This is a genomic window from Lentzea sp. NPDC058436 (assembly GCF_042721515.1).
GTDB lineage: Bacteria > Actinomycetota > Actinomycetes > Mycobacteriales > Pseudonocardiaceae > Lentzea.
Window position 1 is genome coordinate 1 of sequence record NZ_JBHXLF010000036.1, and the last position, 24,431, is coordinate 24,431.

General features: G+C 67.9%; 24 protein-coding genes. 10 read left to right on the forward strand and 14 right to left on the reverse strand.

Translation table 11 applies throughout. From position 1 onward, the window contains the following. Positions 1-258: 258 nt before the first annotated feature. Complete coding sequence (locus tag ACFWN2_RS45000; protein WP_382436868.1) at positions 259-1,146, reverse strand: aldose 1-epimerase family protein; 888 nt, start codon at positions 1,144-1,146, stop codon at positions 259-261. A 38-nt stretch (positions 1,147-1,184) separates the two neighbouring features. Between ACFWN2_RS45000 and ACFWN2_RS45005 the strand changes: the two genes are divergently transcribed. Together ACFWN2_RS45005 and ACFWN2_RS45010 are read left to right on the forward strand one after the other, a co-directional pair. Further along, entirely contained in the window at positions 1,185-1,961 is a 777-nt protein-coding gene (locus ACFWN2_RS45005) for an MBL fold metallo-hydrolase (protein ID WP_382436869.1), read from the forward strand. Then, positions 1,958-2,674 carry an AAA family ATPase gene (locus ACFWN2_RS45010; protein WP_382436870.1) on the forward strand — a complete coding sequence of 239 codons (717 nt, stop codon included), beginning with the start codon at positions 1,958-1,960 and terminating at the stop codon, positions 2,672-2,674. Before ACFWN2_RS45005 ends, ACFWN2_RS45010 begins: the two co-directional genes overlap by 4 nt. Before the next feature lie 13 nt (positions 2,675-2,687). Here ACFWN2_RS45010 and ACFWN2_RS45015 read toward each other — a convergent pair whose 3' ends face one another. Beyond that, positions 2,688-4,082: an APC family permease gene (locus ACFWN2_RS45015; protein ID WP_382436871.1), complete on the reverse strand. Its 1,395-nt coding sequence runs from the start codon at positions 4,080-4,082 to the stop codon at positions 2,688-2,690. A gap of 80 nt (positions 4,083-4,162) precedes the next feature. Here ACFWN2_RS45015 and ACFWN2_RS45020 point away from each other — a divergent pair, with 80 nt between their 5' ends. Further along, entirely contained in the window at positions 4,163-4,957 is a 795-nt protein-coding gene (locus ACFWN2_RS45020; RefSeq protein ID WP_382436872.1) for a hypothetical protein, read from the forward strand. Here ACFWN2_RS45020 and ACFWN2_RS45025 read toward each other — a convergent pair. From ACFWN2_RS45025 to ACFWN2_RS45060, 8 genes are all read right to left on the reverse strand, one after another. After that, positions 4,941-6,203 (reverse strand): MFS transporter, encoded by a 1,263-nt coding sequence (locus ACFWN2_RS45025; RefSeq protein WP_382436874.1) that lies wholly within the window; start codon positions 6,201-6,203, stop codon positions 4,941-4,943. The genes ACFWN2_RS45020 and ACFWN2_RS45025 overlap by 17 nt on opposite strands. A 59-nt stretch (positions 6,204-6,262) precedes the next feature. After that, complete coding sequence (gene asnB, locus ACFWN2_RS45030) at positions 6,263-8,197, reverse strand: asparagine synthase (glutamine-hydrolyzing) (protein ID WP_382436875.1); 1,935 nt, start codon at positions 8,195-8,197, stop codon at positions 6,263-6,265. A gap of 634 nt (positions 8,198-8,831) precedes the next feature. Beyond that, positions 8,832-9,488, reverse strand: a complete 657-nt coding sequence (pdxH, locus tag ACFWN2_RS45035) for a pyridoxamine 5'-phosphate oxidase (RefSeq protein WP_382436876.1) — start codon at positions 9,486-9,488, stop codon at positions 8,832-8,834. A 155-nt stretch (positions 9,489-9,643) separates the two neighbouring features. After that, entirely contained in the window at positions 9,644-10,345 is a 702-nt protein-coding gene (locus ACFWN2_RS45040) for an urease accessory protein UreD (RefSeq protein WP_382436877.1), read from the reverse strand. A 10-nt stretch (positions 10,346-10,355) separates the two neighbouring features. Then, complete coding sequence (gene ureG / locus ACFWN2_RS45045; protein ID WP_382436878.1) at positions 10,356-11,018, reverse strand: urease accessory protein UreG; 663 nt, start codon at positions 11,016-11,018, stop codon at positions 10,356-10,358. Beyond that, a complete protein-coding gene (locus ACFWN2_RS45050; protein WP_382436916.1) occupies positions 10,981-11,592 on the reverse strand; it encodes an urease accessory protein UreF in 612 nt (203 codons plus the stop codon). Before ACFWN2_RS45050 ends, ureG begins: the two co-directional genes overlap by 38 nt. Continuing rightward, positions 11,589-13,271: an urease subunit alpha gene (locus ACFWN2_RS45055; RefSeq protein WP_382436879.1), complete on the reverse strand. Its 1,683-nt coding sequence runs from the start codon at positions 13,269-13,271 to the stop codon at positions 11,589-11,591. The genes ACFWN2_RS45050 and ACFWN2_RS45055 overlap by 4 nt, the downstream gene beginning before the upstream one ends. Continuing rightward, positions 13,268-13,867, reverse strand: a complete 600-nt coding sequence (locus ACFWN2_RS45060) for an urease subunit gamma (RefSeq protein ID WP_191303723.1) — start codon at positions 13,865-13,867, stop codon at positions 13,268-13,270. The genes ACFWN2_RS45055 and ACFWN2_RS45060 overlap by 4 nt, the downstream gene beginning before the upstream one ends. A 144-nt stretch (positions 13,868-14,011) precedes the next feature. Between ACFWN2_RS45060 and ACFWN2_RS45065 the strand changes: the two genes are divergently transcribed. The 6 genes from ACFWN2_RS45065 to serC all read left to right on the forward strand — a co-directional run bounded on the left by ACFWN2_RS45065 (position 14,012) and on the right by serC (position 19,719). Further along, the gene (locus tag ACFWN2_RS45065) at positions 14,012-14,836 is read left to right on the forward strand and encodes an ABC transporter ATP-binding protein (protein ID WP_382436881.1); all 825 of its coding nucleotides are present in this window, start codon (positions 14,012-14,014) and stop codon (positions 14,834-14,836) included. After that, entirely contained in the window at positions 14,833-15,648 is an 816-nt protein-coding gene (locus ACFWN2_RS45070; protein WP_382436883.1) for an ABC transporter permease, read from the forward strand. Before ACFWN2_RS45065 ends, ACFWN2_RS45070 begins: the two co-directional genes overlap by 4 nt. After that, positions 15,627-16,682: a sensor histidine kinase gene (locus ACFWN2_RS45075; RefSeq protein WP_382436884.1), complete on the forward strand. Its 1,056-nt coding sequence runs from the start codon at positions 15,627-15,629 to the stop codon at positions 16,680-16,682. The genes ACFWN2_RS45070 and ACFWN2_RS45075 overlap by 22 nt, the downstream gene beginning before the upstream one ends. Continuing rightward, the gene (locus ACFWN2_RS45080; protein WP_382436885.1) at positions 16,679-17,281 is read left to right on the forward strand and encodes a response regulator transcription factor; all 603 of its coding nucleotides are present in this window, start codon (positions 16,679-16,681) and stop codon (positions 17,279-17,281) included. Before ACFWN2_RS45075 ends, ACFWN2_RS45080 begins: the two co-directional genes overlap by 4 nt. Positions 17,282-17,528: 247 nt before the next feature. Further along, entirely contained in the window at positions 17,529-18,329 is an 801-nt protein-coding gene (locus tag ACFWN2_RS45085) for a hypothetical protein (protein ID WP_382436886.1), read from the forward strand. A 262-nt stretch (positions 18,330-18,591) separates the two neighbouring features. Continuing rightward, complete coding sequence (serC, locus tag ACFWN2_RS45090) at positions 18,592-19,719, forward strand: phosphoserine transaminase (RefSeq protein WP_382436887.1); 1,128 nt, start codon at positions 18,592-18,594, stop codon at positions 19,717-19,719. 61 nt (positions 19,720-19,780) lie between these two features. On the opposite strand, the gene ACFWN2_RS45095 is transcribed toward serC, so the two are convergent. Continuing rightward, a complete protein-coding gene (locus ACFWN2_RS45095) occupies positions 19,781-20,893 on the reverse strand; it encodes an ABC transporter permease (protein ID WP_382436917.1) in 1,113 nt (370 codons plus the stop codon). A 95-nt stretch (positions 20,894-20,988) separates the two neighbouring features. Between ACFWN2_RS45095 and ACFWN2_RS45100 the strand changes: the two genes are divergently transcribed. Next, positions 20,989-22,197, forward strand: a complete 1,209-nt coding sequence (locus tag ACFWN2_RS45100) for an RNA-guided endonuclease InsQ/TnpB family protein (RefSeq protein WP_382436888.1) — start codon at positions 20,989-20,991, stop codon at positions 22,195-22,197. 6 nt (positions 22,198-22,203) lie between these two features. Here ACFWN2_RS45100 and ACFWN2_RS45105 read toward each other — a convergent pair whose 3' ends face one another. From ACFWN2_RS45105 to ACFWN2_RS45115, 3 genes are read right to left on the reverse strand one after another with little or no spacing between them, the layout of a single operon-like run. Next, the gene (locus ACFWN2_RS45105; RefSeq protein ID WP_382436889.1) at positions 22,204-22,854 is read right to left on the reverse strand and encodes an ABC transporter ATP-binding protein; all 651 of its coding nucleotides are present in this window, start codon (positions 22,852-22,854) and stop codon (positions 22,204-22,206) included. Continuing rightward, positions 22,851-23,903, reverse strand: a complete 1,053-nt coding sequence (locus ACFWN2_RS45110; protein WP_382436890.1) for a peptidoglycan-binding protein — start codon at positions 23,901-23,903, stop codon at positions 22,851-22,853. Before ACFWN2_RS45110 ends, ACFWN2_RS45105 begins: the two co-directional genes overlap by 4 nt. Continuing rightward, positions 23,900-24,385 (reverse strand): hypothetical protein, encoded by a 486-nt coding sequence (locus ACFWN2_RS45115; RefSeq protein WP_382436891.1) that lies wholly within the window; start codon positions 24,383-24,385, stop codon positions 23,900-23,902. Before ACFWN2_RS45115 ends, ACFWN2_RS45110 begins: the two co-directional genes overlap by 4 nt. Positions 24,386-24,431: the final 46 nt, after the last annotated feature.

The following is a 24,431-nucleotide window of genomic DNA, read 5'->3' on the forward strand; positions in this document are numbered from 1 at the left end:
GTGTCAAACCGCCACGCTTTTCGGCGGTTTGACACCCCTCCTCTGATGTGGCCCGCTCTTGGTGCGACTCGTGATGGGACCCCACCGCCACCGCAACCTTCAACTCAACAGGCAGCCGCTCTAAGCAACAGGCGTGCCATCAACCTGCCCACGGCGCTACCCCCATTTCAGATTGCCGGGGTCTGGGGCAGAGCCCCAGGGGAAGCACGCAACAGGAACAGGCCGCCCGCAACAAGACCACCCGCAAAACAGGCGAACTCAGCCCAAAGGCCGAATCCCCCACCGAGCCCCCCAAGACTCCCCCGGGGAAACCCAAATCAAGTCCACCCCAGAATTCAAAGCATCCGGCGGACAAGTCATGGGCTCAACAGCCACAGCCCGCCCCCGCCCAGGAAACGAATCCGGCGTAAAAACCTGAACCCACCGAAAAGCCGGATCAGCCCAAACCTCGACTCCACCAGACTCAGCCACCAGCGTGTGATGCACAAGCCCATCCGCAGCAGGCTCACACCCCCCAAAGGGAGTGTCCAACCGCTCCCCTTCCAACGGACGGCCACCCCGAAAGTCGTACTGCGTTCCCTCCACCGGCACGGCCGGACCCGACGGCACCATCCGCGCAACATCCAACGGCAGCACGGTAGTAGCAGCCAACGTCAAAACACAGGAATCGGTAGAAGCCCACCCAGCCCGAGGATACGGATGCGTCCCAACCCCAAAAGGCGTGGCAACATCCCCGACATTCGTAACCCCATGCGTGACAGTCAACCCACGATCATCCAACGCATAAGACACGGTGACGTCCAAAGCAGCAGGCCACCCAGCCTGAGGCTCGATCAACGCACGCAAGGAAACCAAAGACCCGGTGTGCTCCAAAACCGCCCAAGGCCGCCGCCGAACCAGCCCGTGAATCGCGTTCCCCCGAGCAGGCTCGGTCACGTCGAGCCGCTGAACGACCCCGTCCAACTCCCAGACCGCGCCGGCGGTCCGGTTCGGCCAGGGCACCAGCACGGCCCCGGCGCTCATGGGCGGCTTCTCGTCGGGCCCGAACGTCTCCACGTACGGAACGCCGTCCACCTCGAAGGACCGCAGGCCCGCCCCTACAGTCGTGATCACGGCGGTGGCACCCTCGTACGAGATCCCCAACATGAGGCTGAAGCCTACGGGGCCAGCGGAAGGATTTGCCCATGAAGGTTCATCACCTCAACTGCGCCACGTTCCGGCCGCCCCTGGTGGCGGGCGGGCTGGTGGCCCACTGCCTGCTGATCGAGACCGACCAGGGCCTCGTGCTGGTCGACACGGGCTTCGGCATGAACGAGGTGACAGATCCGAAGGCGACGATCGACGGACTGAGCCGCAAGCTGCTGCGGCCGGTGCTCGACATCACCGAGACGGCGATCAGCCACGTCGAGAAGCGCGGGTACACCGCCGACGACGTGCGGCACGTCCTGCTCACGCACCTCGACCTGGACCACGCCGGCGGGTTGCGCGACTTCCCCAAGGCCACTGTGCACGTGCTGGACACGGAACTGGAGGCCGCGACCAACCCGCGCAACGCCAAGGAGCGCGCCCGGTACCCGAAGAAGCAGCGCGAGGGCGTCACCTTCGAGACGCACAAGGCGGAGGGCGAGGACTGGTTCGGGTTCGAGGCGGTCAAGGACATCGCCGGACTGCCGCAGGACATCCTCATGGTGCCGCTGATCGGTCACACCAAGGGCCACACCGGCATCGCGGTCCGCTCCGACGACGGCTGGCTGCTGCACGCCGGCGACGCGTACTTCTACCGCGGCGAGGTCGAGACGCCGCCCAGCAACATCTTCGCGCTCAAGCTCACCGCGAACCAGACCGAGACGATCCGCGCGCAGCGTCTGTCCAATGTGGAACGACTGCGGGAGCTCAAGGCCACGGGCGAGGTCGAGGTGTTCTCCGCGCACGACCCGGTCGAACTGGCGCGCCTGGCGTGACGTTCATCCACCGCGTCCGCATCGACCAGGTCAGCGACACCCACCGCTACCCGTTCACGCTGCCGGTCGTCCAGCACCTGATCAGGCACCCGCTGGAGCTCCGCAGCCCGGTCACGTTCCTCACCGGCGACAACGGCGCGGGCAAGTCGACGCTGGTCGAGGCGATCGCGGTGGCGGCGGGGTTCAACGCGGAGGGTGGCACGCAGTCGTTCCGCTTCGCGACGAAGGCGACCGAGTCGTCGCTGGGCGACCACCTGATCCTGAGCTGGGGCACCAGGAAGCCGAAGACCGGGTTCTTCCTCAGGGCGGAGTCGTTCTACAACGTCGCCACCGAGATCGACCGGATCGGCGGCGGGATCCACGCGTCGTACGGCGGGAAGTCGTTGCACGAGCGGTCGCACGGCGAGAGCTTCATCGACCTGATGAACCACCGGTTCGGCGGCAGGGGCCTCTACGTGCTGGACGAGCCGGAGGCCGCGCTGTCGGTCAAAAGCTGTCTCACGGTCTTAAGACGCATGCACGAGCTCGTCGAAGAGGGCTCGCAGTTCATCATCGCCACGCACTCGCCGATCCTGCTGGCAGCCCCGCAGGCGGCGATCCTCGAAATCACCGACACGATCGACGAGATCTCCTACGACACAGCGGAACCGGTCCGGCTCACCCGCAACTTCCTGGGCGATCCGGACCGGTTCCTCAAGCACCTGCTCGACTGAGACCTGGGAAGACCTACTTGCCGAGGTTCTCCGGGTGGGTCTCCACCTTGCCGTGCAGCACGCGGTTGATGCCCCAGAGCACCAGGCCGGCGAGCAGCAGCCAGCCCGCGATCTTGTAGTCGTCCCACGGACGGCCCGAAAGCACCGGCATCGCGAGGTACGCGCACGTGATCGCGCCGAGGACCGGGGCCCACGTCGGCGCGCGGAAGTGCTTGTGCTCGGACTTCTCGCGGCGCAGCACGAGGCACGCGACGTTGACGATGGTGAAGACGATCAGCAGCAGCAACGACGTCGTGCCACCGAGCTTGCCGATGTCCGCGGTGGACACCAGGATCACGGCGACGCCGGTCGTGAAGACGATCGAGATCCACGGCGTGCGGCGGAACGGGTGCACGGTGCCGAAGAACTGCGGGATGATCTTCTCGTTCGCCATGCCGTACAACAACCTCGACGCCATCAGCATGTTGATCAGCGCCGAGTTGATGACGGCCAGCAGGCCGATCAACGCGAAGATCCACAGCGGGAAGCCGGGCGCACCGACGGTGACGACCTTCAGCAACGCGCTGCTGCCCGCCTTCGCGAGCTCGTCGGACGGGATCAGCAGCGACGACGTGATCGCGACCAGCACGTAGATCAGGGCGGCGACGCCCATGCCGATCAGCATCGCGCGCGGGAAGATCTTGGCCGGGTTCTTGCACTCCTCGGCCATGTTCACCGAGTCCTCGAAGCCGACCATCGCGAAGAACGCGAGCGCCGTGGCCGAGGTGACCGCGAGCAGCACGCTGCTGCCGTCCGGCACGTGGATCTCGGTGAGCCTGCCGGGTTCGCCGTCACCGTTCACGACCGCCCAGATGCCGATCAGGATGATGATCACCAGACCGGACAGCTCGATGCAGGTCAGCACGACGTTGGCCTTGACCGACTCCGAGACGCCGCGGAAGTTGATCAGAGCGAGACCGGCGATGAAGACGATCGCGATGCCGGTGATGACGAGCGACTCAGGCCGCAGCGAGACGTCGAAGAACTCGACCAGCAGCTGCCGCAGGTACGTGCGGCCGAACGCGAGCGCCGCCGACGACGCCGACGTGATGCCGGAGCACATGACCGCGAACGCGACCATGAACGTCAGGAAGTGGATCCCGAACGCTCTGTTCGTGTACAGCGCGGCGCCGGCGGCCCTGGGGTACTTGCCGACGAGTTCGAGATAGCTGAACGCGGTCAGGAACGCCACCACGAACGCGAGGAGGAAGGGCAGCCAGAGAGCACCGCCGATCTTGCCCGCCACGTTGCCGGTGAGGGCGTAGATGCCGGTGCCGAGGATGTCGCCGACGACGAAGAACAGCAGCAGCTTCGGGCCGATCGCCCGATGTAGCTCTGGTTGCTCCGTTTGTGGAGTCGCTTCAGCCATGCCCGAAGATTCTGCCCGTTTTGCCTGGCCACCAGCGCTGACAGCCGCTCACCTCACCCAATTGGTGTAACAATTGCACGATGAGACTCGCGGCAACCGCGATCATCGCCGCACTGGCGCTGACCGCCTGCTCCTCGTCCGAACCCGCGAGCGAGACCGGCTCCCAGTACCGCGACGTGAAGAGCCTGGTGGCCGCGGTGACCAAGTCGGTCAACGAGAAGAAGACCTACCGCTTCTCCATCACGCCACCGGCGACCGGCGGCGGCGTGCGGTACCCGTCCAGCGGTGGTGTGCGGCTCGGCGGTGAGGTTCCCGGCATGGACGCGACCACCACACGTCCCGTGCAGAGCGGCGGCGAACCGGTGGAGCTGCGGCTCGTCTCGACGGCGAAGGACAGCGCGTTCGTGAAGCTCCCGGCAGCGGTGTTCGGGCTGCCCGACGACAAGCCGTGGGTGAAGCTGGACCGCGCCGTCGACGACGACTTCACCACGACGTTGCTCGGGTTCCACGACGTCGTCTTCCAGCAGGCCGCCTTCACGACCTACCACCTGCCGGTGATGGAGGCGGGCGGCGAGGTCAAGGTGACCGCGCAGATCGGTGGCACCACCCGGTACTCGATCTCCGTCGACTACCGCAAGGCCTACGACACCCTCACCGACGAAGGTCTGCGCAACGAGATCAAGATCGCGCTCGACCAGAACGTCCCCGGTTCGACCGCCGAGATCGAACTGGACGGCAGTGGACTGCCCGTCCGCATCGCGTTCTACACGGAGTTCCAGGGGAACCGGATCGTCGACGAGGCCCGCTTCTCCGACTGGGGCGGCGACGTGACGATCGCCGTGCCGAACCCGGCGGCGATCAGCCCTCGGAGTTGACGCGGTAGCGCCAGATCGCCGGCAGCAGCGCGACCATGGCCACGCTCGCGACGACGACCAGCAGACCGCCGACCGACACCGCCGCGGCCGTGCCGAACGCCGCGCCTCCCGTGCCGTGCAACAGGTCCGCGATGCGCGGGCCACCCGCCACGACCACGATGAAGACGCCCTGCATCCGTCCGCGCATCTCGTCCGTCGCGGCGGACTGCAGGATCGCGCCGCGGAACGCCATCGACACCATGTCCGCGGCGCCGGCGAGCGCGAGGAACGCGGCCGCGACCCACAGCGAGCCGGCGAGGCCGAACCCGGCGATCGCGAGGCCCCAGCCCACGACGGCGAGCGTCAGCGCGACGCCGTGCCTGCTGACGTTGGAGATCCAGCCGGACGTGAGACCACAGATAACCGCGCCCACGGGGATCGCCGCGAACAGCACGCCGAGCGCGAACCCACCGCCGGCCGGGTCGCCGAACGTGTGCTGGGCCATCTCCGGGAACAGCGCCCGCGGCATGCCGAACACCATCGCGATGATGTCCAGCAGCATGCTCGCCATCAGCACCTTCTGGGCCCACAGGTAGACGAACCCGTCCAGCACGTCCCGCAGGCCCGCGCGCCGCACCACCCCGTCCAGCGGGGGCATCGGCGGCAGCTTCCACACCGCGTAGACCGTGGCGACGAGCGCGATCGCGTCCACGAGGTACAGCGTCGAGAGCCCGACGACCGGCATGAACGCACCGGCGAGCAACGGCCCGAGCACGGCACCGAACTGCATGACCGTGGAGCCCAGCGCACCGGCCGACGGCAACAGCTCGGCGGGCACCAGCCGGGCGATCGACGCCGAACGAGCGGGCGCGTTGGCCGCGAAGAACACCTGCTGCAGGCCGAGCAACGCGATCACGAGCCACACCGAGCCGACGTTCATCGCGGCCTGCACCCACAGCAGCACCGACGAGACGGCGATGCCGGTGTTGGTGACGAGCAGCAGCTTGCGGCGGTCGACGGTGTCCGCGATCGCGCCGCCCCACAGGCCGAAGACCAGCAGCGGGACGAGCGCGACACCGGCGGCGATGCCGACCCAGGCCGACGAGCCGGTGAGGTCGTAGACCTGCTTGGGCACGGCGACGGCGGTGAGCTGGGAGCCCACCGCCGTGATGATCGTCGAGATCCACAACCGGCGATAAGCGACGATCTTCAACGGTCGCGTGTCGATCACGAACGCCGAGCGCGTGCTTCTCCCCGCAGTGGTCACTTCGTTAGCCTATGGCAACTAACAAGCCCATTTCGTGGACTTGTCGCCAAGACCACTCGTCAGAGGCGGACCGGGTACACCGGCTCCGGCACCTTCGGGCTGATCCGGCCCTCGACGAAGATGCCGTGCCAGATCATGAAGCACAGCACGCTCCACAGCTGCCGGCTGCGGTCGAACTGCTCGGACTTGTGCTCGGCGAGCAGGTCGAGCACCGCGTTCTTGTCGAGCAGGTGGCCGGTCTGCGAGTCGTTGATGATCCCGCGCGCCCAGTCGTACATCTCGTCGCGCAGCCAGAGCCGGATCGGCACGGGGAAGCCGAGCTTCGGCCGGTTCAGCACGTGCGGCGGGATGATCTTCGCCAACGCCTTGCGCAGCGCGTACTTGGTCGTGCCCTCGGTGAGCTTCTGGTCGAGCGGCACCTCGGCGGCGACCCGGAACACCTCGGGGTCGAGGAACGGCACGCGCAGCTCGATCGAGTTGGCCATGGTCACCTTGTCGGCCTTGACCAGGATGTCGCCGCGCAACCACGTGAAGAGGTCGATGTGCTGCATGCGCGCGACCGGGTCCCACGACTCCGACTCGCGGTACCAGGGCGCCGTGACGTCCTGGAAGCCGATGCCCTCGACGTAACCGGGGAACACCGCGCGCACCTGGGCGTCGCTGAAGTTGCGGGCGTTGCCGTAGTACCGCTCCTCCAGCCGAAGGGCCCCGCGCCGCAGCAGGTCCTTGCCGCGCACACCCTCCGGAATGGACTTGGACACGGCGCCCATCAGCTTGCGCACACCGCCCGGCACCTTCTCGAACGGCGACAACGACAGCGGCTCGTGGTAGATCACGTACCCGCCGAACAACTCGTCCGCGCCCTCACCGGACAGCACGGCCTTGACGTACTTCCGCGCTTCCTTCGCGATGAAGTACAACGGCACCAACGCCGGGTCCGCCACCGGGTCGTCGAGGTACCAGATGATCAGCGGCAGCTCTTCCATCATCTCGTCCGCCGACACCGTGCGCACGACGTGCCGCACCCCGATCGCCGCCGCGGTCTCGGCCGCGACGTCCACCTCCGAGTACCCCTGGCGGTCGAAGCCGCTGGTGAACGCGATGAGGTTCGGGTTGTGCTGCTTCGCCAGCGTCGCCGTGGCCGTGGAGTCGATACCGCCGCTCAGGAACGCGCCGACCGTGACGTCCGGGTCGGAGATCATGTGCTTGGCCACCGAGTCGCGCATCACGTCGGCAATGCGCTCGTGCAGCGCCTCGGCCTCGTGCGCCCCGTTCACCGGCCTGGGGTTGAACACGGGCTTGAAGTACCGGTTGAACAGCACCTGCCCACCCGGCGACACCTTGAACGACGTGCCGGACTCCACCCGTCGGATCGCCTTGTGCAGCGACTCGGGCTCCGGCACGTACTGCAGCACCAGGTAGTGCTGCAACGCCGTCTGGTCCAGCTCCTGGCTGATGCCGAGAACCCCGGTCAGCTGCAGCAGGCTCTTCTTCTCGGACGAGAACCCGACCCCACCGGGCCCCGTGGCCCAGTAGAGCGGCTTGATCCCGAACGGGTCTCGCGCGCCGAAGACGACCCGCTCCTGCGCGTCCCAGATCATGAAGGCGAACATGCCGCGCAACATCTTGACCCAGTCCGCCCCGAGGTAGTGGTACCCCGCGACGATGGACTCGCCGTCACCGTTCGTCCGGAACTGGGCGCCGAACTTGCGCATGAGCTCCGCGCGGAGCTCCTTGTAGTTGTAGATCTCGCCGTTGAAGTTCAGCGTGTACCGCGTCGGGTTCTCCGGCGGCCCCCACACCAGCGGCTGGTGGGAGTGCTCCAGGTCGATGAACCCGAGCCGGTTGAACCCGTAGATGACCTCTTTGTCGGCCCAGGTGTCCTGCTCGTCGGGCCCCCGGTGTCGCTGGCAGCGCAACGCCGAGGCCACGGAGGCACGCGCGGATGCCGCAGTTGCTTCGGTGGAGCAGATGAGTCCGAGCACTCCGCACACGTGTAATCGCACCTCGTAGCTAGCTGTTGCCGAATTCCCAGTATGACGAGTCCGGTATCGGACATTCGCGCCACCCGAAGGACGCCTGAGCCACGGGTCAGGTTCCGCGAGGTGGGCCACGCGGCGCCCACCGCACCCACCCACCCGACACGACCACGCACGCAGGCCGGGCGCGCGGTGCCACCGCAAGCCGCCCTCGCAAGGCGACCACGCATCCAAGCCCGGCGCGCGGTGCCAACCGGACAGCCAACGGCGCAAGCCGACCACCTACGAGTCCTGGAGTGGCGATGCGCAGCGAGCTGTCCGAACTATGAGGCGATGGGCAGCGGTGCACACCTGCATTGGCGATTGGGGCTTGACCTTGAGGGGCGGGGTGCTACCCCTCTGGGCACGGCCGGGCGCTTTTCAGCCCGGCCTTTTCCGGCCGTCAAGCACCCCGCCAGAGGCTCAAGGTCAAGCCCCAATCGCACCCCGAAACTCGTCAAGACCCGCGCAAGAACCCTCGCAACGCGACCCGACCCCACAACGCGACCAACCCCGCTGGAACCGCCACCAGCCCACGCAACAAGACCCGCGGACGAAAAAGGGGCGCCTCCCGCCCACAGGAAGCGCCCCGCACCAAAGCTCGAAGAAACTACGGAGCGATCCGCTCCAACGACCACCCGTCCCGCCCGAGCCGGAACCGCAGCCGGTCGTGCATCCGGTCACGCCGCCCCTGCCAGAACTCGACCTCCTCCGGCCGGATCCGCCACCCGCCCCAGTGCGGCGGCACGGGGATCTTCTCGGTGTCGGCGAACTGCCGCTCGATCTTGTGCAGCGCGGAGTCCAAAGTGGACCGGCCGGTCACCACCCGCGACTGCGGCGAGGCCCAGGCCCCGATCTGCGACCCGCGCGGACGCGAGTTCCAGTACTCGGCGGTCTCCACGGGCCCGACCTTCTCGACCACGCCGCGCACGTGCGCCTGCCGCTGCATCGCGAACCACGGGAACGTGGCCGACGCGTAGCGGGTGGCCATCAGGTCGTGCGACTTGTTCGACGTGTAGTTGGTGAAGAACACCAGCCCGCGGGCGTCGAGGCCCTTGGCGAGCACGGTCCGCGACGACGGGCGGCCCTTCACGTCCGTGGTCGCGAGCACCATCGCGTTCGGCTCGGGCAGGCCGGCGCCCGAAGCCTGGTCCAGCCACAGCTGGAGCTGGTCGTGCCAGGTGGCGGCGAGCTCCGACTCGCTCAGCGAGCCCTGCTCGTACGACACGCGCATCGCCGGCAGTGCGATGTTCGTGGTCTCCGTCATCGGCGAACCTCCAAGCAGCGGCAGAACTCGTGGTCCCTGGACCCGCGACCATACGCACGGCGAACCGATACCGAAACCGCCTGCGCGGTGATGACCACCACCTGAACGGTGACTGTCCGTGCAAAGAACAGTTCTGGATCGAGTTCGTGATCGAGTCAGATGGCGTCGAGCACCCTTGTGACAGTGACCACGTCCTCACCCAGTGCGGTGGCGAGAGTTCCCCCCGCTGCCAACGGAACGACGCTCCACCACTCCCCGCCGCCGACGGGTCGTTCGACGGCGTCGAGCATCAACTCCGTTCCCACGACCCGTTTGCCGGCCAGCCCGGCGGAAGACCCGTCGACCGACGCGTCGCCGACGACCAGCTGTTGGTGCAACAACGGCTTGCCACAACGGGTTGCGCGCACCGACGACGACAACGCGCCGCACGTCTCCCCTGCCCTGCCGAGCACGAGGACCTCGCGCAGTTGCAACTCTGCGTGACCGTCCAATTCGGCCTCCACCACTGCGGTGTGGCGCGCGCGGCCCGTCACGACCGTGGGCTCCGGCAGGTAGCGAACGCGCCCCTCCACCGAGAACCGCACCAGAGACGAAGACTCCGCACCGGACGAACCGGGCAGAACCAGCGTCGCCGCAACACCTCGAAGCTCCAGCGAGGCCCCAGGACCGACTTCGACGGTCAGGGACAACGAATCGCCGCCGAGGGGTGCCGTCACCGAGGAAACCAGGTGCACCAAGGCAACCGGCCCCACCCGCCGGGCAGGCACCAATGTCAACGGTGTCATCGACCGCAGGACCCGCACGACGCTGTTGCCGTGCGAATCCAGCGACACGACCAACCGCGCGGACGCCTTCACTCGCAACCCCTCACAGCTGGGCCAGCACCCACTTCGCCACCTCGGGCGCCTCGGGCGTCTCGACCAGCGACTGGGCGATGACCGGGAGCTCACCGCGCATCCGGTGCGCGTCGGAGATCATCACGTCCATGTCCGCGCCGACGAACGGCGCCAGGTCGATCTTGTTGATCACCAGCAGGTCGGCCGTCGTGACACCGGGCCCGCCCTTGCGCGGCACCTTGTCGCCGCCGGCCACGTCCACGACGAAGATCTGCCGGTCGACCAGCCCGCGCGAGAACACCGCCGTCAGGTTGTCGCCACCGCTCTCGATGATCACCAGGTCCAGGCCGTCGAACCGGTGCTCCAACCGCTCCACGGCGTCCAGGTTCGCCGTGATGTCGTCGCGGATCGCCGTGTGCGGGCAGCAGCCCGTCTGCACGGCCTCGATCCGCGACGGGTCCAGCACACCGGCCCGCCGCAGGAAGTCCGCGTCCTCGGTCGTGTAGATGTCGTTGGTCACGACCGCCAGCGACAGCTGCTCCCCCAGCGCCCGGCACAGCGCCGCGGTCAGCGCGGTCTTGCCGCTGCCGACCGGACCGCCGATGCCGATGCGCGGCGCGGCACCGTGGTGGTGGTCGTGCGGGTCGGGCCCGTGGTTAGCTCCCAAAGAGACGCACCCCTTCACGTCGTGCATGTGCCTCGGCCAGAAGGTCCAAGGCAGGTGAACCCAGCGCGGGCAGTTCCTTGCAGGCCCGCGAAGCAATGTCCTGGACCGGGAGCGACGCCACGATCGCGTTGACCCCGAACGGATCCAGCCCCAGCAACCGGACAGCCGCCGACGCGGGTCCGCTCACCGCCAGATAAGCGCAGGTCAGAGCGGCTTCGAACGCATCACCCACCAGCACCCCGATCACCAGCGGCTGGTGCGGGTCCCTGGGCAGCGCGGCCAGCCGTTCGGAAGGCCAGGCACGCCGAGCGGCCCGCAGCATGCCCCGCCCCTGCGCCCGCGAAGCCAGCCGCTGGGAAGGAGAAGGCGTGCGCGCGTCCAGCTCCGCGTCCAGCGTTTCAAGATCCTCACCGCGCGCCGCTGCGGCCGCGAACCCCGCCGCCAGCAACCCGGCCGTCATCAGCCGCCCGTGCAGGAACGACTCCAGCGACGGCTCGTCGTGCACCAGCCCCCGTGCGGCGGCCTCCTCCAGACCGCCGGAGTGCACGTGGCCACCGCCGGGGAAGCGGGAGTCGGCGAGGATCAGCGCGGTCAGCATCAGAACAGGAAGTACCGCTGGGCCATCGGCAGCTCGGCCACCGGCGAGGGCTCGACCAGATCACCGTCGACGTGCACGGCGAAGCTGTCCGGATCGACCCGCACGTCCGGCATCGCGTCGTTGTGCACCATGTCGGCCTTGGTCACCGACCGAGTCGAGGACACCGGCAGCACCCGCCGCGCGTACCGCTCCGCGATGCCCGCCTCCACGGCTTCGGGCGCGACGAAGAACACCGACGAGGTGGCACCGGCCGTGGCACCGAACATCGGCCGCGCCCACACCGGCTGCGGCGTCGGGATCGAGGCGTTCGCGTCGCCCATCTGACCCCAGGCGATGAACCCGCCCTTCAGCACCACCGACGGCCGCACGCCGAAGAACTTGGGCTCCCACAGCACCAGGTCCGCGAGCTTGCCGACCTCGACCGAGCCCACCTCGTCGGCGATCCCGTGCGCCACGGCGGGGTTGATCGTGTACTTGGCGACGTACCGCTGTGCCCGCAGGTTCGAGTCCAGCGAACGCCGCGACGACATCACGTGCGCGGTCTGCCAGGTCCGGATGATGACCTCACCGACCCGCCCCATCGCCTGCGAGTCCGACGAGATCATCGAGATCGCGCCCAGGTCGTGCAGCAGGTCCTCGGCGGCGATCGTGGTCGGCCGGATCCGCGACTCCGCGAACGCCAGGTCCTCCGGCACCGACGGGTTGAGGTGGTGGCACACCATCAACATGTCGAGGTGCTCTTCCAGGGTGTTGACCGTGTGCGGGCGCGTCGGGTTCGTCGACGACGGCAGCACGTTCGGCAGCGAGACCACGCGGATGATGTCCGGCGCGTGTCCGCCGCCGGCGCCCTCGGAGTGGTAGGCGTTGATCGACCGGCCACCGATGGCGTCCACAGTGGACTCCAGGAACCCGGCCTCGTTCAACGTGTCCGTGTGGATCGCGACCTGCACACCGGACTCGTCCGCGATGCGCAGGCACGCGTCGATCGCGGCGGGCGTGGTGCCCCAGTCCTCGTGCAGCTTGAACCCGCCCGCACCGCCGACGAGCTGCTCGCGCAACCCCTCCTCGGAGACCGTGTTCCCCTTGCCCAGCAACAGGACGTTGACCGGCATGTGGTCCATCGACGTCAGCATGCGGTCGAGGTACCAGGCGCCGGGCGTGACGGTCGTGGCCTTCGTGCCCTCCGCCGGGCCGGTGCCGCCGCCGATCAACGTCGTCAGCCCGGACGCCAGCGCCTCGTCCACGATCTGCGGGCAGATGAAGTGCACGTGGCAGTCGATGCCGCCCGCGGTCAGGATCTTCCCGTTGCCGGACAGGATCTCCGTCGACGGGCCGATCACCAGCGCGGGGTGGACGCCGTCCATCGTGTCCGGGTTGCCGGCCTTGCCGATCGCGACGATCCGCCCGTCCCGCACGCCGACGTCGGCCTTGACCACACCCCAGTGGTCGAGGACCACCGCACCGGTGATGACCAGGTCGGGAGCACCCTCGGCACGCGTCGCGACGCCCTGGCCCATCGACTCGCGGATCACCTTGCCGCCGCCGAAGATCACCTCGTCGCCGGACGCGGCACCGCGCGAGCGGTCCTCGGTGACCTCGATGAACAGGTCGGTGTCGGCGAGCCGGATCCGGTCGCCGACCGTCGGCCCGAGCAGCTCGGCGTAACGCTCGCGGTCGATCATCGCTGCAACCCCCTGACGATCCTCAAACCTGCCAGCGGAACCAGCGCGACCTCGCGTTCGACACCGGGCTCGAACCGCACGGCCGTGCCGGCGGGGATGTCCAGCCGGTAGCCGAACGCGGCCTCGCGGTCGAACGACAGCCCCGTGTTCACCGAGGCGAAGTGGAAGTGCGAGCCGACCTGCACGGGCCTGTCGGCGACGTTCACGACGACCATCGTCACGCGCGGCCGTCCGGGGTTGAGCTCGACGGGTTCGGACCCGACGACCACCTCGCCCGGCGCCGGACCGGCGGATGGCGCGATCGGGTGGTGCACGGTGACGAGCTTCGTGCCGTCCGGGAAGGTCGCCTCCGCCTGCACCGAGTCGATCATCTCCGGGACACCCCGCATGACCTGCTCCGGCGCCAGCACCGTGCGGCCGCTCTCCATCAGCTCGCTGACCGTGCGGCCGTCCCGCGCGCCCTCCAGCACGTGGTCGGTGATCAACGCGACGGCCTCGGGGTAGTTGAGCAGCACCCCTCGTTCGAGCCTCCGCCGCGCCACGTCGGCAGCGACGTGCACTAGGAGCTTGTCCCGTTCATGCGGCGTCAGATGCACCCCGCCGTTCTAACACGCTGGAGCGCGCTTTCCCGGAGTGGAAACACGGCCGAAACACGACCGCGTGTCCACCGACCGGTTGACAACCGGAGTCAGCGGCACGGTCGTCCCGGGAAGACCCCTCGAAATCGCAGGATTTACGACATGAACGCGATCCGAGTGAGGGGCCTGAAGAAGGCCTACAAGGACCACCAGGCGGTGGCAGGGGTGGACCTCGACGTCGCCCGCGGTGAGGTCTTCGCGGTCCTCGGGCCGAACGGCGCCGGCAAGACCACCAGCGTCGAGATCCTGGAGGGGCACCGCGACCGCGACGCCGGTGAGGTCAGCGTGCTCGGCGTCGACCCGGCCAAGGCAGGCCGCGAATGGCGTTCGAAGCTCGGCATCGTCCTGCAGAGCGCGACGGACGCGGCGACGCTCACCGTGCGGGAGGCCGTGCGCCACTACGCCAGGTACTACGGCGACCCGCGTGACCCGGAGGAGGTCATCGACCTGGTCGGCCTCACCGAGAAGGCGAAGTCCCGCGCCGGCACGTTGTCCGGCGGTCAGCGGCGCAGGCTCGACGTGGCGCTGGGCATCATCGGCCGCCCGGAGCTCGTGTTCCTCGACGAGCCGACCACCGGGTTCGACCCCGAGGCGCGGCGCCAGTTCTGGGGCCTGATCAAGCTGCTGGCCTCCGAGGGCACCACGATCCTGCTGACCACGCACTACCTCGACGAGGCCGAGGCGCTCGCCGACCGCGTCGCCGTGCTCGCCGGAGGCCGGATCGTCGCCGAGGGCACGCCGCAGACGCTCGGGGGCCGCGCGCACGCCGACGCCACCGTCCGCTGGCTGTCCGACCGCGGCTACACGGAGATCAGGACCTCCGAGCCCACCAAGGTGATCGCCGACCTGTCCCGCCACGGCGAGCTGGCCGAGCTCACCGTCACCCGCCCGTCGCTGGAAGACGTCTACCTGGAGCTGATCAAATGACCGCCGCGACCGTTTCGAAGACGGCTGCTCTGCCCTCGATGCTGTCGCTCGGTCTCGCGAGGGGTGGGACCGAGCTGCGGGAGTTCTTCCGGCAGAAGGAAAACCTCATCTTCACGATCTCGTTGCCCGCACTGCTGATGCTGCTGCTCGGCACCGTGTACGTGAAGGAACCCGCCGCGGCGCAGATGTTCGCGGCCAGCATGATCGGCGCCGGCATCATCTCGACGTCGTTCGTCGGACTCGGCATGAGCGTCGTGGCCGACCGCGAGGACGGCACGCTCAAGCGCCTGCGCGGCACGCCGATGCCGTTCACGTCCTACTTCATCGGCAAGATCGTCCTGGTCTTCGTGTCGAGCCTGTTCGAGGCCGTGCTGCTGCTGGCCGTCGGCATCCTGCGGTTCGACCTGGAACTGCCGACGAGCGCGGAGAAGTGGCTGACGTTCGCCTGGGTCTTCACCCTCGGCGTCATCGCGTGCTCGCTGATCGGCGTGGCGCTGAGCTCGATCGCGAAGTCCACCCGCAACGCCGCCGGCGTGCTGAACCTGCCGTACATCGTGCTGCAGTTCCTCAGCGGCGTGTTCATCATGCAGTCGGCGCTGCCCGAGTCGCTGCGCACGGCGGGTTCGCTCTTCCCGCTGAAGTGGGTGTGTCAGGGTTTCCGCTCGGTGTTCGCACTGAACGACGACTACGCGGTCATGGAGGCGGCGGGATCATGGGAGCTCGGCAAGGTCGCGCTGGTGCTCGCGGCGTGGACGATCGTGGGCCTGGTTCTCGTCGGCAGGACCTTCAGGTGGAGCAACACCACCCGCTGACGACCTGGTACGTGCTCTTCGCGATCACCCAGGTCACCACGATCACCCTCGTCCTGATGGACGCCAACCCCCTCGCCGACAGGCTGTCGGCGGCGGGGTTGCTCGCCCTGAACTCCCTGTGGTTCGTCCTCTTCGGCCTCAGGCTGCTGAGGAGCGGGACCGAGGACTGGCGCGGTTTCGTCTACGCGGCGGGCTCGCTGGCCCTCTGGGCCCCGGCGGTCTGGCTGACCGGCAACGCCACGTTCGCGTTGTTCGGGCTCGTGCCGCAGATCTACATGATGCTGCCGGCGACGTGGGCGTTCTTCCCGATGGTGGTCTTCGTCTTCACGCCGCAGCTGCTGACCTGGCTGGCCGGCGCCGACTCCGCACTGCCGTGGCCGGGCGCACTGCTGATCGTCGGCTTCTCCCAGGCGTTCGGCTGGGCCGTGAGCCGCATCGCCCAGCAGAACGAGCAACGCGGCGAGCTGCTGCAACGCATCGAGGCACTGACCCTGGAAGCCGAACGGGCCCGCTGGTCAGCCGAGATCCACGACACGCTGGCCCAGGGCTTCACCTCGATCATCACGCTCCTGCAGGGCGCACAACCGAACGTGGACCTGGCCCTGCAGACCGCCCGCGAGAACCTCCGAGAGGCCCGCGCCCTGGTCGCGTCCAACGCACCGTCGCCTTTGGACGGTTCCTCCCTGGAGGACGCGTTGCGGCGCTTGGTCTCCGGTGTGGCTTTGCCGTCGACGTTCCGCGTGATCGGGGACGCTCGGCCACTGACGACCGCGGCGGAGGTGGTGCTGCTGCGGACCGTCCAGGAGGCGCTGACCAACGTGGCGCGGCACTCGGGAGCGTCTCGCGTGGACGTCGTGATGAGGTTCGACGAGGACGGCGTCTCGCTGGAGGTGCGCGACGACGGCCGCGGGTTCGGCGACACGTTGGAGGGCTTCGGTCTGCGGGGGATGCGCGCGAGGCTGGAACAGGTGGGTGGGACGCTGTCGCTGTCTTCGGACCAGGGGGCGTCAGTGCTGGTGGAGGTGCCGCTGTGATCAGGATTCTGCTGGTGGACGACCATCCCGTGGTGCGTCAGGGGCTGCGCGGGATGCTCGTGGGGGACGACCTGGAGGTCGTCGGCGACGCCGGGTCGGGGCAGGAGGCGATTTCCCAGGCTGCTTTGCTGAAGCCGGACGTCGTGCTGATGGACCTGCGGATGCCCGAAATGGACGGTGTGGCGGCTACCGCTCGGATCGTCGGGACCGGGCCTCGGGTGCTGGTGCTGACTACGTACGAGACCGATTCGGACATTCTTCGTGCGGTGGAGGCCGGGGCGTCCGGGTACCTGTTGAAGGACTCGACCACCGAGGATCTGATCGCGGCCATTCGGGCGGCTGCCCGCGGGGAGACGGTGCTGGCTCCTTCGATGGTGGCGAAGGTCGTTGGGCAGGTTCGGACGCCGCCTTTGTCCGCCCGTGAGGTGGAGGTGCTGAAACTGGTCGCGAAGGGGCTGTCCAATGGTGAGATCGGTCGGAGCTTGTTCATTTCTGAGGCCACGGTGAAGACTCACTTGTTGCGGGTGTTCAACAAGTTGGGGGTGTCCGACCGGACTGCGGCGGTCACCACGGCGATGGATCGCGGCATGCTCCAGTAACTCCCAGGGACCGCAGCACTAGTGCACAACGGTGAATGACCTCGCCGGTCCACCCGCCATTCGAGTGCCGTACTCGGACGAACCAGACCCAGCCGCAACAATCTGCTCATTCGACTATCACGGACAGTCGGTCGCGCTGTCGCAACATCAGTCGGGGGGACAGGTGCTGCGGGAGACGATTCTGTTCCTGGAGGAATTCCTTCGCGGCCGCGGCGCGCCTGCGGTGGCCAGGGCCGTTGTGGGCATCATGTCCTTCGCCGTGCTGCTCGGCGCGGTCCTCGGAAGTGCCGCGATCAAGTCCGGCGCCCTCATCGCCGCCGTCCTGCTGATCACGATCACCGGAATCGCGCTGGTGGCGAACAACGCGACCGAGCGCCGAGAACTGGAGAAGGAGCGGGCACTCCTGGCGCGCTACTGCAACCAACTCGACAAGACACGGCCCGGCTACCAGATTCTCGAATGGAAGGAGAAGATCGTCATCGGCGAGCGCGGCGACGCGCACTCGAAGCTGACGATCAGACTTCGCCCGCTCGGACCCGATCTCCTGTTCGTGCGCGTGAAGTTCGGCTGCGGCTGGCCACAACAACCGCGATACAGGCGCCAGGTCAAGATGACGGTGCGCAATCTGCTCGTGGACGGAAGTCCCGGCACGACTCTGCACCAAACCCTGACCTGGCCGAAGGACGGCGTGCTGGACGCCGTGATCCATTTTCACGAGGCACCGAGTGAGAACGCGGAGATCTCGTTCGGCATCGAGCTCGACTGGCCGAAGCGGTGTCTGCCGCTCATCGAGGGATCACCGGACGAGTTCGCGTTCATGTTCGCGCAGCCGGTCACGGACGCCGTGTACCGCGTCGTACTGCCGCGGGGCCACGACGTCTACCTGGAACCGATCGGGCGGCTCGACGAGGGTTTCGAACTCGACAAGGCCTGGGACGACGACGAGCGGCGCACGGTCACCTTGATGCTGACCGACCCGCCACTGCGGCACCGCGCCGGCGCGCGACTGGAACTCAGGAGAGGTCAGCGCACGATCTCACGCGATTAGTCAGTCGTCCTCGTCCGTCGTGCCGGAGTTTCCGCCCATACCGGCACACATGCGCAACACTGAAACTACCCTCCGTGACGGATCACTCGCTGAGGTTGCGCACTGTAACAAAGCAGAGTTGGCAAGATCAACACACCAGGCTTACGTGACCCAGGACACCCGCCTGTCACCTCCCGGCCACCGGCCTGCAACACTGTGACCTCCGGCAACGGCGCCGGTCAGGTCCGTTCAGCACAGTCGATCGCCCCGGAGGCGTGACCACATGACCCAGACCGCCGATCCGACCTCGTTGGTGCTTCCAGCCGAGCTCAAGCCGTCCGACGGCCGCTTCGGCTGTGGACCGTCCAAGGTCCGCCCCGAGGCCGTGCAGGCCCTCGCGTCCGAGGGTGCGGCACTGCTCGGCACCTCGCACCGGCAGAAGCCCGTCAAGAACCTCGTCGGACGCGTCCGCTCCGGACTGCGCGACCTGTTCCAGCTGCCCGACGGCTACGAGGTCGTGCTCGGCAACGGTGGCACGACGGCGTTCTGGGACGCGGCGAGCTTCGGGCTCGTGCGCGAGACCGCGCAGCACTTCACCAATGGTGAGTTCTCGTCCAAGTTCGCGAAGGTCACGCAGACCGCGCCGTTCCTGAAGGACTCGCTGGTCACCAAGGCCGAGCCGGGCACCTCGCCCGAGCTCTTCTACGCCGAGGGCGCCGACCTGGTCGGGTGGGCGCAGAACGAGACGTCGACCGGTGTCGCGATGCCCGTCACGCGTATCGAGGGGTCGGAAGACGCGCTCATCGCGATCGACGCCACGTCCGGTGCCGGTGGCCTGCCGGTCAAGGCCGAGGACTTCGACGTCTACTACTTCGCGCCGCAGAAGTCGTTCGCGAGCGACGGCGGGCTGTGGCTCGCGCTCATGTCGCCGGCTGCGCTGCAGCGCGTCGACGAGCTCAAGGACCGCTGGGTGCCGGAGTTCCTGTCGCTGCCGACAGCACTCGACAACTCTACGAAGGACCAGACGTACAACACGCCGTCGGTCGCCACGCTCTTCCTGCTGGCGCACCAGATCGACTGGATCAACGGCAACGGTGGCCTCGACTGGTCGGTCGCGCGCACCAAGGACAGCAGCGACCGGCTGTACTCCTGGGCCGAGAAGACCGCGTACACCACGCCGTACGTCGAGAAGGCCGCTGACCGCTCGCAGGTCGTCGGCACGATCAACTTCTCCGACGACGTGGACGCGGCCGTCGTGGCGAAGGTGTTGCGCGCCAACGGCATCGTGGACGTCGAGCCGTACCGCAAGCTCGGCAAGAACCAGCTGCGCGTCGCGATGTTCCCGGCGATCGAGCCGAACGACGTCACGATCCTCACGCAGGCGATCGACTGGGTCGTCGGCCAGCTCTGATCCCGCCACAACAGCGACCTGGGGCGCACCGAACGAAGGTCTCGGTGCGCCCCAGGGCTTTTCAGGCGAGTGCTTCCGTGGGCGACTGGCGTGCCGCCCGCATCGCGGGATAGACGCCGGCGATGGCGCCGATGAGGATCGCCGAACCCGCTCCCCCGAGCAGGGCCGGCCACGGCAGTGCCGCGGGCCATTGCTGACTGATCGAATATCCGGCCGTGACCGCGATTCCCACGATCACGCCGACCAGTCCGCCGAGGCCCGACAACAACACCGACTCGGTGAGGAACTGCCACCTGATCTGCCTGCGGGTCGCCCCGAGCGCCCGCCGCAGACCGATCTCCCTCCGGCGTTCCAGCACCGAGATCACCATCGTGTTCGCCACGCCGACGCCACCCACCAACAACGCGACTCCGCCCAAACCCAGGAACAGCGCGTTGTAGGAACTCTCGGCCAGCTGCTGCGCCTCCAGCGCCTCCGAAGGCCGGGAAACCTTGACCTCGTTGGACTTCTCGGGGTTCAGCGTCGGGCCGAGCAGGGTGCGGACGTTGTCGACCTGGTCCGGGGTCGTGCGCACGTAGACCGTGTTCGCGTGGCCCTCGAACCCGAACGCCTCCTTGGCCGCGTCCCAGCCGATCAGCACCGACCTGTCGATCTCCGGCGAGAGCGGCAACGGCCCGAGGATGCCGACGACCGTGAACCACTGGCCGTCGATCCAGATCTGCACACCGGGCTTCTCCACGCCCAGGCGCGAGGCGGCGGTACCCCCGAGCACCACGGACTTCTCGCCAGACGACAACCAGCGGCCCGCGCGGACCTCGGCGTTCAGCACCTTCAGCAGGTCCTGCTCCGCCGCCTGCACCTGCAGGCCGAGGGTGTCGCTGGACGGCACGAGGTCGTTCTTGCGGGCGTTCGCGGAGATCTTGCCGGTGGCGCTGGCGGACGACACCGCGCCGATCCGCTTGGCCATCGGCACCGCGGTCTCCGGCAGCTTCGCGTCCTGGCCGAAGAAGTCCTGGCCGGGCGCGGCGGTCAGGAGGTTGGTGCCCAGCTTGGACATCTTCTCGCTCAACGCGGCGGCGCTGGAGGCCGGGATGCCGACGACGGCGACCACGGCGGCGATGCCGATCGCGATGCCCAGTGCGGAGAGCACGGCGCGGATCGGCCGGGTCTTCATGCCGAAGAAGCCGAGGCGGAGGAGGTCGATCACGACGCCCTCCTTCCGAAGGTCTGTGTCCTGCCGGCCATGTCGATCCCAGTAGGTTGTCCTGTGTGCGAACGGCGTACAGGTGCCGGGCCTATCCGACCTCTGAGCAGGCAGCGGTGCTGTCGCGCACTTTCGGGTGCGTCCGGCTGGTGTGGAACAGGACCCTGGACGAACGGACTCGCCGCTACCGCAACGAGAACGCACGTACGTCGTATCGAGAGACGGATGCTGCACTCACCGCGTGGAAGCAGGGCGAGGAACTCGCGTTCCTTTCGGAGGTGTCTTGTGTGCCTCTGCAGCAAACCCTGCGTCATCAACACACGGCGTTCCAGAACTTCTTCTCCGGGCGTTCCCGCTACCCGAGGTTCAAAGCCCGCGGCGGCAGGCAGAGTGCGCACTACACGCGCTCGGCTTTCCGCCTGCGCGGTGGCTCTCTGGTTCTGGCCAGAACCACCACGCCTCTGAGGTTCACCTGGTCCTTCGGCGACGTGGACATCACCGAGTTGGATCCGACGATGGTCGTCGTCTCTCGCGAACCGGACGGTCGCTGGTACGTGTCCTTCGCCGTGGACGTTCCAGAGCGTTCCATCGCCCCGGCGGCCACTCACGCGGTCGGAATCGACCTCGGGTTGAAGGACTTCCTGGTGACCAGTGACGGTGCTCGGGTCGCAAACCCGCGACACCTCGCGAGAAAGGCGCGAAACCTCGCCCGCCACCAGCGCCGGTTGGCGCGCTGCCAACGTGGCAGCAACAACCGGCACAAAGCGAGGATCAAGGTCGCCCGTGCCCATCGCAAGATCCGCGACGCGCGGCAGGACTTCCTGCACCGCACCAGCACGGCGCTGGTGCGATCGGCCGACCTGATCGCGATCGAGGATCTCGGCGTCGCGGGCATGGTCCGCAATCGGCGACTCTCGCACGCCATCTCCGACTCCGGCTGGGGCGAGTTCCGGCGGCAACTCGAGTACAAGTGCGAACGTGCCGGCCGCACCCTGGTCGTGATCGATCGCTGGTACCCCTCCAGCAAGACCTGCTCGGTCTGCGGGCACCTGCTCGCCGAACTGGAGCTCTCGGCCCGGCACTGGACGTGCCCGGGCTGCCGCACCCGGCACGACCGGGACCTCAACGCGGCGAAGAACATCCTTGCGGCTGGTCGAGCCGTAGCCCGGGGAACTCCGGGCGATGCCTGTGGAGCTGATGTCAGACGGCAAGGGTCCTCCTTTCCGCGATCGGCCTTGAAACAGGAACCCGATGCCGTGAGGCTCGGTGCGTGAGCGAAGTCAAACGATCACCCCGTCGCGGACCTCGATGCGGCGCGGCGCCCACGCCGCGATGTCCCGGTCGTGCGTGATCATCACGATCGTCGTGCCGTCGGAGTTGAGGCTCTCCAACAACTCCAGCACACCGGCACCGTTCTTCGTGTCCAGGTTCCCGGTCGGCTCGTCGGCCAGCAGGGTCCCCGGCGTGTTCACCACGGCCCGCGCGATCGCCACCCGCTGGCGCTCACCACCGGACAGCTCGTGCGGCTTGTGCAGCGCCCGGTGGATCAGGCCGACCCTGTCCAGAGCGGACATCGCCAACGCCCGTCTCTTCGAGCGCGGAACCCCCGCGTAGACCAGGCCGGCGGCCACGTTCTCGATCGCGGACAGGCCCTCGGTGAGGAAGAACTGCTGGAACACGAACCCGATCGTGCGCGCCCGCAGTGCCGACAGGGCGTTGTCGGACATGGCCGAGATGTCGTTGCCGTCGATCTCGACCGTGCCGGCGGTCGGCTTGTCGAGCGTGCCCATGAGGTGCAGCAGCGTCGACTTCCCCGAGCCGGACGGCCCCACGATCGCGAGCATCTCCCCGCCCCCGACGGTCAGGGAGACGTCGCGCAACGCCTGCACGCCACCGGGATACGTCCTGCTCGCGTGGTCGACGGTGATCACTCGGTGGTCACCACCTTCATGCCCTCGCGCAGGCCTTCGCCCTGCACCTCGACCTGGCCCTTCGCGAAGATGCCGACGGTGACCGGGATGGTCTTGCCGTCCTCGGTGACCACGCCGTAGCCGCCCTCGTTCAACGCGAGCAGCGCGCCGATCGGGACCGCGAGGACGTTCTGCTTCTTCGACACCGTGAACAGCGCCGTGACGTTGCCGGAGTCGATGCCCTCCGCGGCCTTGGGGTCGTCCACGGAGATCGTCAGCACGATCTTCGGCTTGGAGCCCTGGTTCGGGTCGCCGGTGGTGCGGGTGATGCCCGTGATGGTGCCGGTGGTGGGCTTGCCGCCGGAGATCGACAGCTCGACCTTCTCGCCCTGCTTGGCGAGGCGCTGCTTGGACTGCTCCAGTTCGACGGTCACCGCGCGTTCGGTGCCGGTGACCTTCATCAGGTCGCCGCCGGCGGGTGCGCCGAGCTGGCCGGTCACCGACGAGACGCGGATCGCTCCCGGCTGGACGACGACGTCGCCGGAGCCGAGTTTTCCGGTCTGCTCCAGGCCGTTGGCCTTCTGCCACTTCTTCAGCGCGGTGGCCGTGTAGTAGGTGAACTTCTCGTCGGGGGTGCCGAAGTCCTTGAACCCCAGTGCGGCGAGGTTCTCCTCCACCACCTTGACGTCGGGTCCGTTCGACATGCCCGTTTCGAGGTCGCGGTAGAGCGGCATCTGGCCGTAGAACAGCGGCACCGGCTTGGCGTCCGCGTGGAACACCGGTTTGCCCTGCTCGACGACATCGCCCTGTTTCGGCAGCCCGGTGACGGTGCCGCTTTTCCGGCTGGCCAGCGCTCGTTCCGCGCCGAAGCCGAGCTGGCCGGTCACCGACTGCTGGTCGGCCAGGTTCGTCTTCTTCACGGCCGCGGTCTTCGCCGGGTCGTTCTGCAACGGGGCTGCGTTGGCCTGGTTGGACGCGATTCTGGTGAGCACCACGACCCCACCGGTGCCGAGCACCACGGCGGCGACGAGCGCGGCGACGACGACCTTCCTGTTCACGTTGCGCTTCATCCGACGGGCCTCGCCGAGACCATGCCCTCGCCCATGCCGCAGTCCTTCATGTCCTGCTTGACCTTCTCGTCCTCCATGTCGGGCAGCTCGATCGCCTCGCCGACGGTGCCGCCGCCCTCGAACTTCGGGTCGGGCCAGTTGTAACCCCTGTCCCGCATGCACTTGGCCTGCTGGCGCATCTTGTCCTGCTCCTCGGGCGACGGCGGCTTGAACTCGCCTCCGTTGGGCAGGTACTGCTTGCACGCCTCGTGCGCGGTCTGCATCTTCTCGGGGTCGATGCCGCCCTCACCGCCGATCGCGATGCCGACACCCGCCTCGCTCGACTCCGGGTCCGGCATGTCGACGCCGTTCTCCCGCATGCACTTCGCGAACTGGACCGAGTCGCCCTTCTCGTCCTTCTTGGCGTCGGACGGCTGGTCCTTCGACCCGCAGGCGGTGAGTGCCAGGAGCAGGCCCAGCAACACTGCGATGGTGGTTTTCATGGCGACAGGTCTACGGAGGTCGTCATTCGGCGGCGTTAAGCGAAAG